Source organism: Cupriavidus sp. R6-3, from assembly GCF_059772245.1.
The window spans coordinates 1-15,824 of record NZ_JCBAJO010000031.1 but is presented as its reverse complement, the minus strand read 5'-3'; the positions used below and the strand labels follow the sequence as shown (position 1 = coordinate 15,824).

The following is a 15,824-nucleotide window of genomic DNA, read 5'->3' as shown; positions in this document are numbered from 1 at the left end:
CCCGATCGCGCCCCGGTCGCACCCATTGCGCCCCATCGCGCCCGCCATCAGACGCATGATGACGTCCCCAGCACCACGCATCGAGCCCGCCATTGCAGGCGGGCCATCTCCGGAGCGAGACATGATTCCGAGGCAATACCCCGAGGCCCCCGCCGAGGTGTACCTGTTCGCGACCTGCCTGGTCGACCTGTTCGTGCCGCAAGCCGGCCTGGATGCGGTCCGCCTGCTCGAGCGCGAAGGGCTGGCCGTGCATTTCCCGCGCGGGCAGAGCTGCTGCGGCCAGCCGGCCTACAGCAGCGGCAACCCCGAGCAGGCGCGCGCCGTCGCACGCGCGCAGCTGGACCTGTTTTCGCAGCCTTGGCCGATCGTGGTGCCCTCCGGCTCCTGCGCCGGCATGATGCGCCATCACTGGCCCAGGCTGTTCGAGGACGACGCCGTCGCCGGGCCGAAGGCGCGCGCGCTGGCCGAGCGCGTGTACGAACTGAGCGAGTTCCTGCTGCGCGTACTGAAGGTCCGCTTTCCCGCCGCGGCGGCCTCGGGGTCGAAGTCCAGATCGGGGTCGGGGTCGGACTCGGGCTCCGGATCCGCCCGACCCGAAACCGTGGTGCTGCATACCTCCTGCGCGGCCCGTCGCGAGATGGGCACCCGCGTGCACGGCGTCGAGCTGATCGACGCGCTGCCCGGTGTCACACGGCTGGAACACGAGCGCGAGTCCGAATGCTGCGGTTTCGGCGGCACCTTCTCGCTGAAGCATCCGGACATCTCGGGGGCGATGGTGCAGGACAAAGTCCGCTCGGCCTGCGCGACCGGCTGCGACACGCTGGTATCGGCCGACTGCGGCTGCCTGCTCAATATCGGCCACGCCGCGCGCCGGCAGGCGCTCGGGCTCAAGGTCGAGCACATGGCCACGTTCCTGTGGCGCCGCCTTGGCAGCGGCGATGGCAGCGGTGACAGCGGTGACGATGGCAGCCGTGACAGCATCGGCGGCGGAAGCGGCGGCAGAGGAAGCGGCGGTAGCGGCGGAAGCGGCGGCGGTCGGGATGTGGCCATCGCCGGAACGGAGCCACAGCGATGAACGCCGACGACGCCCGCACCCGCATTCTCGAACGGCTGCGCGCCGCCGCGCCGGATGCAGCGAACGCAGCCGACGGCCACGCCGCCGCGCCAACGCTGAGCCGGCGCATCGATGCGCATTTCGACGTCCGGCGCGCGATGCACGCGCCCGCGGACGCCGCCACGCTGACGGACGCGATGCAGGTCAACTTGCAGGCCGCGCACGCCGAGGTGTGGCGCACCGACGAGGCCGGCTGGCCCGCACTGCTCGCCGGGCGCCTGGCCGCCGATGGCGTGCGCCGGCTGCTGTTCGATTCCCAGGGTCCCGAGGGCGCCGCGCTGTCGCGCGCCCTCCCGTCTACCGTGGAAGCCGTCGCCTATCAACGCCCCATCGAAGACTGGAAACGCGAGCTGTTCGACACCATCGACGCCGGCTTCACGGTGGCGCGCTCCGGCATCGCCGGCACCGGCACGCTCGTGCTCGTGCCCGACGCGCGCACACCGCGCACGGTCTCGCTGGTGCCGCCGCTGCATGTGGCGCTGGTCTACGCCGACACGCTGCATGCCGACCTGCACGCGGCCATGCGCGCCGAACGCTGGCAGGACGGCATGCCGACCAACCTGGTGCTGGTGTCCGGCCCGTCGAAGACCTCCGACATCCAGCAGACGCTGGCCTATGGCGCGCATGGACCGCGCCGGCTGTGGGTGCTGATCGTCGAGCGCGCCGGCAAGGCGCCATCGGCCGCTGTATCGGGCGCTGTATCGGGCGCTGTATCGGGCGCTGTATCGAGCGCGCTATCGGCCGCGGTATCCGCCACGCCATCGAGCGCGGTACCGGGCGCGGTACCGGCACAGGGAGAATCCGCATGAGCGCGACCCCGATGCATTTCGTCCCCTCCGCCGATTTCAAGGCGCGCTCGCGCGCGGCGCTCGACGACCCCAAGCTGCGCAGCAGCTTCCGCGGCGCGATGGACTTCCTGCAGAACAAGCGTGCGCTCCAGTTTCCCGACGGCGACGAACTGCAGGCCCTGCGCGATCTCGGCGAGGCGGTGCGCCAGCACGCGCTGGCGCATTTGCCAGCGCTGCTGGAACAACTGGAAGCGAAGCTGACCGAAGCAGGCGTGCAGGTCCATTGGGCGCAGACGCCCGACGAGGCCAACGCCATCATCGCCGGCATTGCCGAGCGCCACGGCGCGCGCAGCGTGATCAAGGGCAAGTCGATGGCCAGCGAGGAAATCGCGCTGAACCATTACCTGGCCGAGCGCGGCATCCGCAGCCTCGAGTCGGACATGGGCGAATACATTGTCCAGCTGGCCGGCGAAGGCCCCTCGCATATCGTGATGCCGGCGATCCACAAGACGCGCGGCGATATCGCCGCGCTGTTCGAGCAGCATATCCCCGACACGCCCTACACCGAGGACGTCGACACGCTGATCCAGACGGGCCGCCGCGCGCTGCGGCACGCCTTCGTCGAGGCCGATATCGGCCTGTCCGGCGTCAACTTCGCCGCCGCCGATACCGGCACGCTGTGGCTGGTGGAGAACGAGGGCAACGGCCGGCTGTCGACAACCGTGCCGCCGGTGCATATCGCGATCATGGGCATCGAGAAGGTGGTGGCGAGCCTGGACCATATCGTGCCGCTTGCCACACTGCTGACGCGCTCGGCCACCGGCCAGGCGATCACCACCTACTTCAACCTGATCACCGGTCCGCGACGCGCCGGCGAGCTCGACGGCCCGCGCGAGATGCACGTGGTGCTGCTCGACAACGGCCGCACCCAGGCCTATGCCGACGCGCAACTGCGCGCGACGCTGCAGTGCATCCGATGCGGTGCCTGCATGAACCACTGCCCGGTCTATACCCGCATCGGCGGGCACGCCTACGGCACCACCTATCCGGGCCCGATCGGCAAGATCATCTCGCCGCATCTGCTGGGACTGGACGCCACCGCCGACCTGCCGACCGCGTCGAGCCTGTGCGGCGCCTGCGGCGAGGTCTGCCCGGTGCGGATTCCGATTCCCCAGTTGCTGATCCGGCTGCGCACCGAGGCCAACCGCAATCCCGACGAGGCGGTGCAGCACCCGTTGCGCGGCCAGGGCGCGCGCTACAGCCGTGGCGAACAGCTGATCTGGCGCTTCTGGCGCGGCGCGTTCGCGCATCCGCGCCTGTATCGGCTGTTCCGCTGGGCGGCGACGCGGCTGCGGGCCTTCACGCCATCGCGGCAGATGGGGTGGACCGACCACCGCGAGCCCCTGCGGCCGGCCGCGCGCAGCCTGGCCGATCTGCTGCGCGAGCGCGGACAACCCGAATAAGCCCGGCACCCTCGCCGACAAGAGCCCCTCGTCCCCGCCAAAGCGCGGACCCAGCGGCTTCCGAAGACGCTGGATTCGCGCATTCGCGGCAACGACGCGGTGGCAACCGCAACCTCGTCGGTGGCTTCGCCGGCCACGATTTTTTCCTTTCTAGACTCGCATCCCTCGGAGGAGACCGATATGCAAACCTGGCAACAGGTCTATATGCCGCTGGGCAGCCTGTGGCTGTCCTCGCTGGCGGCCGCCATTCCCATCCTGTTCTTCTTCGTCGCGCTGGCGCTGCTGCGCATGAAGGGCCATGTGGCCGCGGCGATCACGCTGGCGCTCGCGCTGGCCGTGGCCATCGCCGGCTACGGCATGCCGGTGCCGCAGGCGCTCGCCGCCGCGGGCTACGGCTTCCTGTACGGCCTGTGGCCGATCGCCTGGATCATCGTCACCGCGGTGTTCCTCTACAAGATCGTCGTCAAGACGGGCCAGTTCGACGTGATCCGCGCCTCGGTGCTGGCGATCACCGACGACCAGCGCCTGCAGGTGCTGCTGATCGGCTTCGCCTTCGGCGCCTTCCTCGAGGGCGCGGCGGGCTTCGGCGCGCCGGTGGCGATCACCGCCGCGCTGCTGGTCGGCCTCGGCTTCAATCCGCTCTACGCGGCGGGACTGTGCCTGATCGCCAATACCGCACCGGTGGCCTTCGGCGCGATGGGCATCCCCATCATCGTGGCCGGCCAGGTCACCGGCATCGATCCCTTCCATATCGGCGCGATGGCCGGCCGGCAATTGCCGCTGCTGTCGCTGGCCGTGCCGTTCTGGCTGGTGTTCATGATGGACGGCGTCAAGGGCGTGCGCGAGACCTGGCCCGCCGCGCTGGTCACCGGCGCAAGCTTCGCGGTGACGCAGTACTTCACCGCCAACCATATCGGGCCGGAGCTGCCGGACATCACCTCCGCGCTGGTCAGCCTGGTGTCACTGTCGGCCTTCCTGAAGGTGTGGCAGCCGCGCAGCGCGACGCGTACCGCCAGCGCATCGCTGCGTGCCGGCCACGGCGGCGCCGCGGCGCTCGGCGGCTTCGGCGACATGGGGGGCTTGCCGACGATCGGCGCCACGAACCGGCGCAAGGCCTCGCCCTACACGCTCGCGCAAACGGTGCGCGCCTGGGCGCCGTTCGGCATCCTGACCGCAATCGTCACGGTATGGAGCCTGCAGCCGTTCAAGGCCCTGTTCGCCTCCGGCGGCGCGCTGGCCGGCACGGTGCTGAAGTTCCCGGTGCCGTGGCTGGACCAGCTGGTCGTCAAGACCGCGCCGATCGTCGCCGCGCCCAAGGCCTACGATGCCGTGCTGAAGATCGACCTGCTGTCCGCCGTCGGCACCGCGATCCTGCTGACCGCGCTGATCTCCGCCGTGCTGCTGCGCATGTCGCCGCGCGCGCTGGTGGCGACCTTCGGCGAGACGCTGCTGGAGCTGCGCCGCCCCATCCTGTCGATCGGACTGGTGCTCGCCTTCGCCTTCGTTGCCAACTACTCGGGCATGTCGTCGACGCTGGCGCTGCTGCTCGCCGGCACCGGCGCGGCCTTCCCGTTCTTCTCGCCGTTCCTCGGCTGGCTCGGCGTATTCCTGACCGGCTCCGATACCTCGTCGAACGCGCTGTTCTGCTCGCTGCAGAGCACGACCGCGCATCAGATCGGCGTCTCCGACACGCTGCTGGTCGCCGCCAACACCACGGGCGGCGTGACCGGCAAGATGATCTCGCCGCAGTCCATCGCGGTGGCGTGCGCCGCGACGGGACTGGTCGGCCGCGAGTCGGAGCTGTTCCGCTTCACGGTCAAGCACAGCCTGCTGTTCGCGGTGATCGTCGGCATCATCACGATGGTGCAGGCGTATTGGTTGACGGGGATGATTCCGGGCTAGGACGCCGATCGCCACGTGCACGCTCTTCGATGGACGGCGGCGAAAAGCGAAAGCAGGGGATTGGGTGGGATGGGATAGTGCCGCATCGATCGAGTCGGTGCGCTGTTGGGCCACTACGATGACTGCCTGTGCCGACGATCGATGCCGACCGTTTTCACCTCTGCCCAAACATGTCCATGAGCACCGCCCACGATCCTTACGCCACCGGCGACGATGCAATGCCTATCGATCCTCATCGCTCGAGGCCTTTTCGACGCCGCGACGAGTCGATGTCCCGGGAAGACCTGGTCCATCTGGTCCGCAAGCAAGCCGCAGCAACCGTCGCACCGTGGGGAGTGTTCGCCGCCGTGGGCACCGGGATAGGCCTGATCCTCTCGGTAATGGGGTACATGAACTCCACCACTCAGGACAAGGTGGACAAGGGAACCGGCCCGCTCAGTGTTCAGATTGTCGAGTTGGACAAGCGGCTGAGCGGCCGGCTCGATGCGCTGGAGGGCCGGCTCGGAGCGCTGGAGGGCCGGCTCGGAGCGCTGGAGGTTCGAGTCGGGGCGGTTGAGACCCGGCTGGAGCGGATGGACGCCAAGCTCGACCGCCTGCTTGGCAAGTAGATCGCTGCGGGGCCCATCCGCATGCCGCCGCGAATGGCCCGCCCCTGCCTCCCCGCCTACTCCACCGTCGCGTAAACCAGCGTCTTCGGCGTCTTGACGATGACCTCGGGCCGCTCACCGACGATCACCGTGTCGTCGAGCCGGAAGCCGCCGAGTCCATAGACATACAGCCCCGGCTCGGCGGAATACACCTCCCCTGCCAGCAGGGGCCGCGTATTGAACGCCATGTCTTCCGGATACTCATGCAGCATCAGGCCGACGGCATGGCCCGTCCGGTGGAAGACGTACTGCGCGCAGTCGGCCCGCTCGATCACCTGCAACGCCGCGGCATCCATGTCGCACACGCGTTTGCCCAGCACCGCCGCTGCCACCGCGGCGTCGGTAGCTTCCGCGGCCACCGAGTACAGGCGGGCCTGCTGGTCCGTCGGCTTGCCGCAGAACCACGTGCGCTCGTTCTCGACGTAGAGTCCATTCAGGCGCGGCAGCACCAGATTGACGATCGTGTCGCCCGCCGAGATGCGCGCGCCGCAAGCCGCGCCGTCGCCGTGGGGCGAAGCGGATGCGGGCCCGGACAGCGTCCAGCATTTGAGAATGTCGAAGTCCTCGCCGGGGAAACGGCGAGCGGCTTCCTCGACCATCAGGGCCGCCATGGCATGGTCCAGTTCCTGGACCAGCCGGCCCGCGCGGATGTTCTCGCGGTAGCGATCCTGTACCCAATCGGTCAGCGCCCCGAGCTCGCGCATCACCTGCAGTTCCTCGGGATGCTTGACCCAACGCAGGCCACGCATGTCGCCCATGGACGGCCGCAGTGTCAGCTCGGGCAGATGGCGCTGTGCCGCCGTCAGGATCGGATGTGCGACATCGACGGCGATGCGCGACATGCCCAGACCCTTCTCAGCCAGAAGCCCGGCGACGACCTCGGGCAGCTGCGGCACCAGCGGCAGGCGATTGGCAACGCGTGGGTGCTCGGCGTAATAGGTGATATCCGACAACCACACCTTCCCCTTCTCGGTGGCGAAGCGCATATGGTTGGTCGACAGTTCGTTCATCACCGCGAAGGTGTCGCCATTGCGCGGAACGACCACGAAGACCGGCCGTTCCCATGGCCATACGTCCAGCTGGAAGTTGGTCGCGAACTGGAAGAAGTCGGGCGTGCCGAAGACCAGCGCATCGACGCGCAGTCGATCCATCAGCTTGCGCATCGACGCCAGGCGGTATTCGTGGACGGCTTTTGTCAGATGAGGCATGGCTTGATCAGAGAGAAATGCCGAGTTTGCGGATGATCGGACCCCAGGCTTCGGAGTCGCGCTTCATGTAGCGCTCCACTTCCGTCGAGGGCCCCTTGATCGGTTCGAGGAACTGGAAGGCCAGCTTTTCCTTCAACAGCGGGTCGTCCAGCGCCTGGTTGATGTCGGCGTTGATCTTCTGCACCAGCGCGGCCGGCGTTCCGGCCTTCGCGACGATCGCATACCAGCCCGGCACCGCGATGTCATGGCCCAGTTCCTTGAAGGTGGGCACGTTGGGCAGCGCCGCAAGACGCTTGTCGCCGGTGACGGCGAGCGGCACGAGCTTCTGTCCGACGATGTTCGCGTGCACGCCCGCCACCACGTTCATCATCACCGGGGTCTGTCCGTTCATCAGGCTGGTGGCGCCGCCCGGGCCATTGAAGGGGACGTGCTGCAGCTTGATCCCGGCCTTTTCGGCCACCAGCTCCATCGCGAGATGGGTGGAGTTGCCGACGCCGCCCGATGCGAAGCTGATTTCGCCCGGACGCGCCTTGGCCATCTGCACGAACTCCTGCAGGGTCTTGACGCCCAGCGACGGCGCGGCGACGAACACAAACGGCGAGTTCGCCAGCATCGCGACGCCGACCAGATCCTTCGACGGGCGATAGGGCAACTTCGGATACAGATGGGGATTGAAGCTCAGATTCGACACGCCGGCAAAGAACAGCGTATAGCCGTCGGCCGGCTGGGACAGCACGTAGCTGATGGCCAGCGCGCCGTTGGCGCCCGGCTTGTTTTCGACCACGACGGCCTGCTTCCACGCGTGTCCCAACCGCTCGGCCAGCGCCCGCGCCAGTACGTCGTTGCCCGTTCCGCCCGCCTGCGGCACCACCAGCCGTACCGGCCGGGAGGGATAGGTTTCGGCCTGCCCCATACCCGGCAGCGCCGCCGCCAGCACTGCGCCCGCAGTCCAGCTCATCCATGTTCGCCGTTTCATCCTGCATTCACCCTGTCGTCGGTTCATCTCGGTCGATTCATCTCGGTCGAGATCGCTTCGACTGCCACCTGCGGCGGTCGAAGCGAAACGCAATGTACCACGTGGTACATTGAACGGTGTAGCGCGGGTATACGCGAATCGCGGCGGGCAAATCAGGGACTGGAGTGCAGCGGCAGCAACGGCATCACGGCCGGCGGTGGCGCGCCATCATTTCCGCGAAGTACTCGATGGCAGCGGTCGTGCCCTTGCGGTCGCCGGTGGTCACCAGATCGAGCAGCAGCCCGCGAATCGTGGCGACTTCGACGCGGGCGAGCAGCCTGGCCTCGGTGCGGCTCATCCCCAGATTGCGCTCGAAGCGTTCGGCCAGCATGCCGGTCCAGCTGCCGATCACGTCCTCGAGAAAGCCGCTGAAGCGTTCGCGGTCGCGGATGGCGCGACCATATATTTCGAACACCAGTTGCATGATGGGCAGGTAGTTCGACGCCGAGTATCGCTGCCAGGCGGAGACCAGCGCCGTCTTCGGATCCGTGCCTTCGGCCAGCGTCTGCTGCCGCGCCTGCTGTTCGGCATGCCGGATGCGATGCAGCAGCGCCTGCCAGAATCCGTCCGCGGAACCGAAGTAGTAGATCAGCATGCGATGGCTGGTACCCAGGGCCTCCGCGACGCTGCGCAGCGACAGATCGCCCAGGCCGTGGTTGAGCACATGCTCGGTGGCCGCATCCAGCAGTTGAAGGGCTTGCTCGCTGGTCGCGCGCGTGCTGGTGTCGGATTTCTTCGTGGGCATCGGGTAGCGGTCGGTAGGCGGGACAACGACAGGCAGCGTCGCGAACCGCGATTCTAGCCGCGGTCCGCCCCATCGCAAGCCGTTCCGACGCTACGCCCTGGCGGGCGAGGCGGCCCGGCGCTCAGGCCTGGACGATCGTCTCGAAGCCGCCGTAGATCATCCGCTGCCCATCGAAGGGCATGTTCTGCATGTCGTTCGCCAGCCGCGGATCGGCCAGCGACGCCTTCATGCCCTCGTCCCGCTTCTCGCGCGAGGGCCACTCGATCCACGAGAACACCACGGACTCGTCGTCCTTGCGCTGGACCGCCATGGTGAACGACGTGACCTTGCCCTCGGGCACATCGTCGCCCCAGCACTCGTACACCCGGAGGGCGCCGTACTCCTTGAACACCTGCGCGGCCTTCTGCGCCATTTCGCGGTAGGCCTCGCGATTGGCGGTGGGCACAGCAATGACAAAACCGTCGACATAGGACATGGTGGTCTCCTTGGGAATCGACTGGCACCGGCGCTCATGTCCGCGCCGGGTGGCGCAGCCTCACGCTCGGAATGCGTCTCGTTACCATAGTGCAAGAACCGCAATGTCCAAAGTGGACAGCAGGCCAGCCTCCCGCTTGGCTCTTCCGCTTGGCTCTTCCGCTTGGCTCTTCCGCTTGGCTCTTCCGCTTGACTCTTCCGCTTGACTCTCCCGCTTAACTCTCCCCGTCGCGAGGCAGGAAGCGGTCCCCCTCGGCCAGCGGCGCGAAGCGATAGGTCGCCGGCGTGCGCGACAGCTTCACCGGCGTGCCCAGCCCGCGATAGCCGCCCTCCATCTCGACCACCATCTCGCGATGCGCCGTATGGGGATGCTGCAGGGCATCCGGCACCGACAGCACCGGCGCGCACGGCACGCCGGCCTGCACCAGCGCGTCGGCCAGCGCCTTGCCGTCACGCGTGCCGAGCAGCGCCTCCAGTTCGGCCTTCAGCGCGGATCGATTGACCGAGCGCGCCCCGGCCGTCGCATAGCGCTCGTCGTGGGCCAGTGCGGCCACGCCAAGGTGCTCGCACAGGATGCGGAACTGCCGGTCGTTGCCGACCGCGAGAAAGATGGGATCGGTGGCGGTGGCCACCGTGTCGTACGGATAGATGTTCGGATGGGCGTTGCCCGTGCGCTGCGGCGCCTTGCCGCTCATGAACCAGTTGGCCGCGTGCGGATGCAGCAGCGACAGGCCGGAGTCATACAGCGCGGCCTCGACGAACTGGCCGCGTCCGCTGCGCTCGCGCTCCTGCAGGGCGAGCAGCACGCCAAGCGCGGCGTTCAGCCCGGTCACCATGTCGACCACCGGCAGGCCGACGCGCAGCGCCTCGCCGTCCGCCTCGCCGTTGATGCTCATGATGCCCGCCATCGCCTGGTTCGCGGCATCGTAGCCCGGCAGGCCGCCGAGCGGTCCGTCGGCGCCGAAGCCCGACACGCGGCAGTGCACCAGCCGCGGGAAGCGTTGCGACAGGGCCTCGTAGCCCAGGCCCCATTTCTCCATGGTGCCGATCTTGAAGTTCTCGATCAGCACGTCGGCGTCGGCCAGCAGCGCAAGCAATACCTCGCGCTCGGCCGGCGCCGCCAGATCGAGCCGCATCACGCGCTTGTTCCGGTTCAGGCCGAAGTAGTAGGACGCCACGCCGTCCTTGAACGGCGGCCCCCACGTCCGCGTGTCATCGCCCTGTGGCGGCTCGATCTTCAGCACATCGGCGCCGTGGTCGCCCAGGATCTGCCCGCAGTACGGGCCGCCCAGGATGCGCGACAGGTCGACCACCCGGATACCGGCGAGCGCGCCGGTGCTTGCTTGCGTCATCGGATTCCCTTGCTCGTTGCCATCGTCGGCGCCATCGTGGGCGCTGTCATCAATCCAGGTCGATCCGGCTCAGTCCAGCTGCGCGCCGGACTTCTGCACCACCGCGCGCCACTTGCCGACCTCGGCCTTGATGAATCCGCCCAGTTGCTCGGGCTTGGTCGAGGGCGCGAACTCGAGCCCTTGCCCCTGCAGCGTCTTGCGGACCTCCGGCTGCTTCAGCGCGTCGGCAAAGGCCGCGTTGAGCTTGCCGATGACTTCCTTGGGCGTACCGGCCGGCGCCACCACGCCGAAGAACACCGACACGTCGAAGCCGGCGACGCCCTGCTCCGCGACCGTCGGCACATCGGGCAGCGCCTGCGAGCGCTCGCGGGTGGTCACGCCGAGCGCGCGCAGCTTGCCGCTCTTGATGAAGGGGAGCGCGGTCAGCACGTCGGTAAAGGTCATGCTGACCTGGCCGCCCAGCAGATCGTTCAGCGCCGGGCCGGTGCCCTTGTACGGAATGTGCTGGAAGTCGGTGCCCGCCAGGTTGTTGAACAGCACGCCGGCCAGGTGCGACGACGCGCCGTTGCCGGACGAGGCATAGGTCAGCTTGCCGGGATTGGCCTTGGCATAGGCGATCAGCTCGGTGACGTTCTTCGCCGGCACCGACGGATTGACCACCAGCACATTGGGCAGATGGCCGATCTGGATCACCGGCGTGAAGCTCTTGACCGGGTCGTAGTTGATCTTGCGATAGAGGCTGACATTGATCGCCAGCGGCGCCGAGGTGCCGAACATCAGCGTGTAGCCATCGGGCTCGGCGCGCGCGACGGCCTCCGCGCCGATATTGCCACCGGCGCCGGCGCGGTTCTCGACTACCACCGGCTGGCCCAGCGTGTTCTTCAGCGAGGCGGCGAGCGTGCGCGCCATCGCGTCGGTCGGGCCGCCCGGCGGATAGGTCACCACCATCATGATCGGCTTGGACGGATAGTCCTTCTGCGCGAAGGCGGGTGCGATGCCGGCGCACAGCGTCAGCGTGGAAGCGGCGGCGAGCGCCGCGATGCGTTGCCAGGGGGTCATTTCATGTCTCCTTGTCAGGCGATGCGCCGCGGGCTTCGTCGTCCCGGGCGCTTGTTCGGGTTGTTGTAGGGTTGGGATTCGCCGCGAGGCATTGCGCGTCGCGGCGGGTGAGTCTGTGGAGCCGTGGAACCGTGGGTCTGCGTTCCGTGGGTCCACGTGTCGGCAGGTCCACGTGTCGGCAGGTATGCGGGTCTGGCGGGTCAGTAGATCTTCAGAACAGATCGACCTGATCGACCGCTCCGGCAGGCTGCACCGCGCCTTCGGCCGCCGGCGCCACGGTATCGGCCAGCCAGTCCGGCTCGGCGCCACCTGCCAGCGGATCGCGCGGCAGCACGCGATGGATCAGCACCAGCTGGGCCAGCCGCATGCGGCGCACCGAGCCGATGCGGCCCGCTTCCCACGCCATCGCCGCCGCGCTGGTCACGTGATACAGCGCGGACGCGGCCTGCCGGGCTAGCACATCGCCGGCCGCATCGGCCTGCGCGGCGTCGGCCGCCAGCGTGCAGGCGCGTTCCAGTGCGCTGTCGAACGCCGCGCGCGCGTTGGCGTGCATCGGCGTCTGCGCCAGCAGAGATTGCAGATGGGCCCGCAGCACCGGCAGGGCGCCCTCGCGCCGGATCGCGCGCAGTACGTCGAGCGCGACGATATTGCTGGTGCCTTCCCAGATCGAGCCGAGGTGGGCGTCGCGCACCAGCCGCGGATCGCTCCATTCCTCGATGTAGCCGCAGCCGCCGCGAATCTCCATGGCGTCGCCGGTGACCTTGCGCGCATCGCGGCACGCGCGGAACTTGATCAGCGGCGTCAGGATGCGCATCAGCGGATAGGCGTCGGCCTCGCCGGCGTCGGCCCGGCGCAGCGCCTCGGCGGTCTGGAACACCATCGTGCGGGCCTGCTCGGTCGGCAGCGCCAGCTTCAGCAGCTGGCGGCGCATCAGCGGCATGTCGATCAGCCGCTTGCCGAACGCACGGCGCTCCCGCGCGATGAACAGTCCTTCCGACAACGCCCGCCGCATCAGTCCGGCGGCGCGCACGCCGTTGGAGAGGCGCGAGTTGTTGATCATGTCCGCCATCTGCACGAAGCCGCGGCCAGGCTCGCCGACCAGCCAGGCGTGCGCGCCTTCGAGGCGGATCTCGCCGCTCGCCATCGAGCGCGTGCCCAGCTTGTCCTTCAGGCGGATGATGCGATAGTGGTTCGGGCTGCCATCGGCCAGCCGGCGCGGCAGCAGGAACAGCGACACGCCCTTGATGCCGTCGGGCGCACCATCCGGACGCGCCAGCACCATCGCCAGCTCGGCGTCGGGATTCGAGCAGAACCACTTGTCGCCGCTCAGGCGCCAGCCGCCCTGCGCCTCGGGATCGGGCATCGCGCGCGTGGCGGTAGCGGCCACATCGGAGCCCGCGCCCTGCTCGGTCATGAACATCGCGCCCTGGTACAGGTCGTCGAACACCTGCGTCGTCAGGTTCGGCAGGAAGCGCTCGACCAGCGCCGGATCGCCGAACTTGCGCAGCGTGCGCGTCAGCGAATCGGTCATCGACAGCGGACAGCACAGGCCGAACTCGGCCTGCACGAACAGATAGGTCAGCGCGTACTTGGCGGCCGCCGGCATCGGCTGCGGCCAGCCCAGCACGCCAGCGCGATGCGATACCGCCGCCAGGCCGAATTCGGCAAAGGCCACGCGTTCCAGTTCGACATAGGCCGGATGCTTGTCGATGCGCTGCGCATCGATGCCGGTGCGCGTGCGGTGCGTCAGCGTCGGCGGATGGTGGTCGGCGGTATTGGCCAGCGCATCGAGCACGCCGCCCGCCAGCGCGCCCATCCGGTCCAGATGCGGCAGCAGGTGCTGGTACAGGTCCGCCGGCAGATACAGCGGCAGCAGCGCGCGAAGGTCGGGATCGCTGGCAAACAGATTGACGCCATGCTGGTCCGGCACCGGGTGCACGGACGGCGTCGCCGCGGCGGCGGGTTGCGATGAAACGTCCTGACGGACGGCGCTGGTCGGCATGCTTGTCTCCTCTTCCCACTTCTCGATATGCGGCCGGGACCGAGCCCGCCGTATGCTGGAATGTTCGAGGAAGCAGCGATTTGCGTCCAATACTAATAATGGCTTGGACGATATGTTTTTTGTATAGGCGCCCACACAGGCGATTCACCTCGCTACGCTCTCATGCGTCGCTTGCAGCGCTAGGGACAAACCCGCCCTGTCACACCACCAGACCGCAACGCGTTGCATACTGTCCCGCCACGGCCGAGCCGTGCGAGCCGGGCGGGACAGCCTGGCCGTCGTATCGACACCGTCGCATCGACACCATACAAAGGAGACAACATGCAACGACGCCAAATCCTGCGCCTGGCCGGCGCGGCATGGGCGGCGGGCGTGGCCGGGATGCCGGTCGGACGCCTGCACGCCGAGGACTTTCCCAGTCATCCCATCAAGCTGATCGTGCCCTACGGCGCCGGCGGCATCACCGACCAGATCGGCCGCGCGCTGGCCGACGCGGCCGGGCGCGAGCTGGGCCAATCGATCATCGTCGAGAACAAGCCCGGGGTCAGCGGCACGCTGGGCGCGACGCAGATGGCCACCAGCGAGCCCGACGGCTATACGCTGACGATGGCGCCGGTGGTGATCTTCCGCTTGCCGCACGTGCAGAAGATGCGCTACGACCCGCTGAAGGACCTGACCTATATCTCGATGATCGCGGACTACAACTTCGCGGTCGCGGTGCGCACCGATGCCAAGTGGAAGACCATGCAGGAGCTGGTGGCCGAAGCCAAGGCGTCGAGCCGCGGCATCAGCTACGGCACCACCGGCATCTACGGCAGCCAGCATCTGACGATCTCGGAACTGGCGCGCATCACGCAATCGAACTGGACGCATGTCCCGTACAAGGGCGACGCCGAGGCCATCACCTCGCTGCTGGGCGGCCAGTGCGACGTGGCGATGCTGACCAACACGCTGCTGCCCTATGTGAAGAACGGCCAGTTGCGCGTGCTCGCGGTGCTGTCGGAAAAGCGCGCGCCGGACTTCCCCGATGCGCCGACGCTCAAGGAGATCGGCTATCCGGTCTGGTCCAATTCGCCGTTCGGCATCGTCGGCCCCGCCGGCATGAAGCCCGAGGTCGTCAAGAAGCTCGACACCGCGTTCCGCAACGCGCTGAAGGACCAGAAGCTGCTGACGGTGACGCAGCAGTACGGCATGTCGACCAACTATATGGGTCCGGAGCAGTACACCGCCTATGCGCAGAAGGCCTTCAAGAGCGAGGGGGCGATCATCCGGCGGCTGGCCGAGGCCATGAAGAACCAGTAAGGATTCATTCAGGGTTCATTCAGGGTTCATTCGCCGGCGCCGCGGCCGAGTTCGCGCAGCAGCGTCTGCTGCGACTCGGTCAGCGCGCGCAGCCGCGACGGCAGATCGATGACCACCGTCAGCAGCAGATCGCCGGTCTTTTGTTTGGCGCGATCGTGCAGGCCCATGCCGCGCACGCGGATCACGGTGCCGCTGCGCGTCATCGCCGGGATCTCGGCCATCACGGTCTTGCGAAAGCGCACCACCGGCACGCGGCCGCCGAGGCAGGCCAGCACGAAGTCGATCTTCAGTTCGCGCGTCAGGTCCAGCCCATCGACGCCGAACACGCGGTCCTTGCGCACCCGGACCTTGCACATCAGATTGCCGTTGGGGCCGCCGTCGATGCCGGCACCGCCCATGCCGCGGGCGCGCAGCACGGTGCCGTCGATCACGCCCGGCTTGATCTGCACGCGCAGTGCCTTGTCGACGCGGACCTTGCCGGTCCCGCCGCAGGCGTCGCAGGGAGCCGGCTCGACGCCGCGACCCGCGCAGCGCTCGCAGGCGCCATACGCGTGGAACAGGCCGCGTCGCACCTGGCCCGTGCCGGCGCACGGCTTGCAGGCCATCATGCGGATGCCGCGTGCATCGCAGTGCAGGCAATCGACGGTCATCCTGACGCGGGTCGATGCCATGCCGCCCAGCACCGCCGTTTCCAGCGCGATGCTGGTCTCGCACAGGTAGTCGACGCCGGCCTTGCCCTGCGCGTTGCGGCGC

The 15,824-nt window shown here is 68.2% G+C and carries 14 protein-coding genes; 6 read left to right on the top strand and 8 right to left on the bottom strand.

Annotation, left to right across the window (positions count from 1 at the left end):
- The first annotated feature begins 121 nt into the window (after window positions 1–121).
- The 5 genes from AC6EI8_RS08410 (at window position 122) to AC6EI8_RS08390 (ending at window position 5,875) form a co-directional block, all read left to right on the top strand.
- Window positions 122–1,075, top strand: a complete 954-nt coding sequence (locus tag AC6EI8_RS08410; protein WP_498381709.1) for a (Fe-S)-binding protein — start codon at window positions 122–124, stop codon at window positions 1,073–1,075.
- Window positions 1,072–1,923, top strand: a complete 852-nt coding sequence (locus tag AC6EI8_RS08405) for a LutC/YkgG family protein (RefSeq protein ID WP_498381708.1) — start codon at window positions 1,072–1,074, stop codon at window positions 1,921–1,923. The genes AC6EI8_RS08410 and AC6EI8_RS08405 overlap by 4 nt, the downstream gene beginning before the upstream one ends.
- Entirely contained in the window at window positions 1,920–3,365 is a 1,446-nt protein-coding gene (locus tag AC6EI8_RS08400; RefSeq protein ID WP_265633525.1) for a LutB/LldF family L-lactate oxidation iron-sulfur protein, read from the top strand. The genes AC6EI8_RS08405 and AC6EI8_RS08400 overlap by 4 nt, the downstream gene beginning before the upstream one ends.
- A gap of 180 nt (window positions 3,366–3,545) precedes the next feature.
- Window positions 3,546–5,267, top strand: coding sequence for a lactate permease LctP family transporter (locus tag AC6EI8_RS08395; RefSeq protein WP_498381707.1), 1,722 nt, complete (start codon window positions 3,546–3,548; stop codon window positions 5,265–5,267).
- 128 nt (window positions 5,268–5,395) lie between these two features.
- Window positions 5,396–5,875 carry a hypothetical protein gene (locus tag AC6EI8_RS08390; RefSeq protein WP_150084814.1) on the top strand — a complete coding sequence of 160 codons (480 nt, stop codon included), beginning with the start codon at window positions 5,396–5,398 and terminating at the stop codon, window positions 5,873–5,875.
- 56 nt (window positions 5,876–5,931) lie between these two features.
- Here AC6EI8_RS08390 and AC6EI8_RS08385 read toward each other — a convergent pair whose 3' ends face one another.
- The 7 genes from AC6EI8_RS08385 to AC6EI8_RS08355 form a co-directional block, all read right to left on the bottom strand.
- Window positions 5,932–7,122, bottom strand: coding sequence for a M24 family metallopeptidase (locus AC6EI8_RS08385; protein ID WP_498381706.1), 1,191 nt, complete (start codon window positions 7,120–7,122; stop codon window positions 5,932–5,934).
- Between the two features lie 7 nt (window positions 7,123–7,129).
- Window positions 7,130–8,080, bottom strand: coding sequence for a Bug family tripartite tricarboxylate transporter substrate binding protein (locus AC6EI8_RS08380; protein ID WP_498381705.1), 951 nt, complete (start codon window positions 8,078–8,080; stop codon window positions 7,130–7,132).
- A gap of 202 nt (window positions 8,081–8,282) precedes the next feature.
- The gene (locus AC6EI8_RS08375) at window positions 8,283–8,882 is read right to left on the bottom strand and encodes a TetR/AcrR family transcriptional regulator (protein WP_265633522.1); all 600 of its coding nucleotides are present in this window, start codon (window positions 8,880–8,882) and stop codon (window positions 8,283–8,285) included.
- 121 nt (window positions 8,883–9,003) lie between these two features.
- On the bottom strand, window positions 9,004–9,357 hold the full coding sequence (locus AC6EI8_RS08370) for a DUF1428 domain-containing protein (protein WP_149318487.1): 354 nt from the start codon (window positions 9,355–9,357) through the stop codon (window positions 9,004–9,006).
- Window positions 9,358–9,571: 214 nt separating this feature from the next.
- Window positions 9,572–10,708 (bottom strand): CaiB/BaiF CoA transferase family protein, encoded by a 1,137-nt coding sequence (locus tag AC6EI8_RS08365; RefSeq protein ID WP_498381704.1) that lies wholly within the window; start codon window positions 10,706–10,708, stop codon window positions 9,572–9,574.
- Between the two features lie 69 nt (window positions 10,709–10,777).
- The gene (locus AC6EI8_RS08360) at window positions 10,778–11,767 is read right to left on the bottom strand and encodes a Bug family tripartite tricarboxylate transporter substrate binding protein (protein ID WP_150084812.1); all 990 of its coding nucleotides are present in this window, start codon (window positions 11,765–11,767) and stop codon (window positions 10,778–10,780) included.
- A gap of 211 nt (window positions 11,768–11,978) precedes the next feature.
- Entirely contained in the window at window positions 11,979–13,769 is a 1,791-nt protein-coding gene (locus AC6EI8_RS08355; RefSeq protein WP_498381703.1) for an acyl-CoA dehydrogenase family protein, read from the bottom strand.
- A 321-nt stretch (window positions 13,770–14,090) separates the two neighbouring features.
- Between AC6EI8_RS08355 and AC6EI8_RS08350 the strand changes: the two genes are divergently transcribed.
- Window positions 14,091–15,071: a tripartite tricarboxylate transporter substrate binding protein gene (locus AC6EI8_RS08350; RefSeq protein ID WP_498381702.1), complete on the top strand. Its 981-nt coding sequence runs from the start codon at window positions 14,091–14,093 to the stop codon at window positions 15,069–15,071.
- A gap of 26 nt (window positions 15,072–15,097) precedes the next feature.
- On the opposite strand, the gene AC6EI8_RS08345 is transcribed toward AC6EI8_RS08350, so the two are convergent.
- Window positions 15,098–15,824, bottom strand: a 727-nt coding sequence (locus tag AC6EI8_RS08345; RefSeq protein WP_498381701.1) for a DnaJ C-terminal domain-containing protein, incomplete at its 5' end; no start/stop codon positions are given.

Coding starts and splice junctions, on each gene's coding strand:
- AC6EI8_RS08410 (WP_498381709.1), top strand. CDS start 122: ATGATTCCGAGGCAATACCCCGAGGCCCCCGCCGAGGTGTACCTGTTC.
- AC6EI8_RS08405 (WP_498381708.1), top strand. CDS start 1,072: ATGAACGCCGACGACGCCCGCACCCGCATTCTCGAACGGCTGCGCGCC.
- AC6EI8_RS08400 (WP_265633525.1), top strand. CDS start 1,920: ATGAGCGCGACCCCGATGCATTTCGTCCCCTCCGCCGATTTCAAGGCG.
- AC6EI8_RS08395 (WP_498381707.1), top strand. CDS start 3,546: ATGCAAACCTGGCAACAGGTCTATATGCCGCTGGGCAGCCTGTGGCTG.
- AC6EI8_RS08385 (WP_498381706.1), bottom strand. CDS start 7,122: ATGCCTCATCTGACAAAAGCCGTCCACGAATACCGCCTGGCGTCGATG.
- AC6EI8_RS08380 (WP_498381705.1), bottom strand. CDS start 8,080: ATGAGCTGGACTGCGGGCGCAGTGCTGGCGGCGGCGCTGCCGGGTATG.
- AC6EI8_RS08375 (WP_265633522.1), bottom strand. CDS start 8,882: ATGCCCACGAAGAAATCCGACACCAGCACGCGCGCGACCAGCGAGCAA.
- AC6EI8_RS08370 (WP_149318487.1), bottom strand. CDS start 9,357: ATGTCCTATGTCGACGGTTTTGTCATTGCTGTGCCCACCGCCAATCGC.
- AC6EI8_RS08365 (WP_498381704.1), bottom strand. CDS start 10,708: ATGACGCAAGCAAGCACCGGCGCGCTCGCCGGTATCCGGGTGGTCGAC.
- AC6EI8_RS08360 (WP_150084812.1), bottom strand. CDS start 11,767: ATGACCCCCTGGCAACGCATCGCGGCGCTCGCCGCCGCTTCCACGCTG.
- AC6EI8_RS08355 (WP_498381703.1), bottom strand. CDS start 13,769: ATGCCGACCAGCGCCGTCCGTCAGGACGTTTCATCGCAACCCGCCGCC.
- AC6EI8_RS08350 (WP_498381702.1), top strand. CDS start 14,091: ATGCAACGACGCCAAATCCTGCGCCTGGCCGGCGCGGCATGGGCGGCG.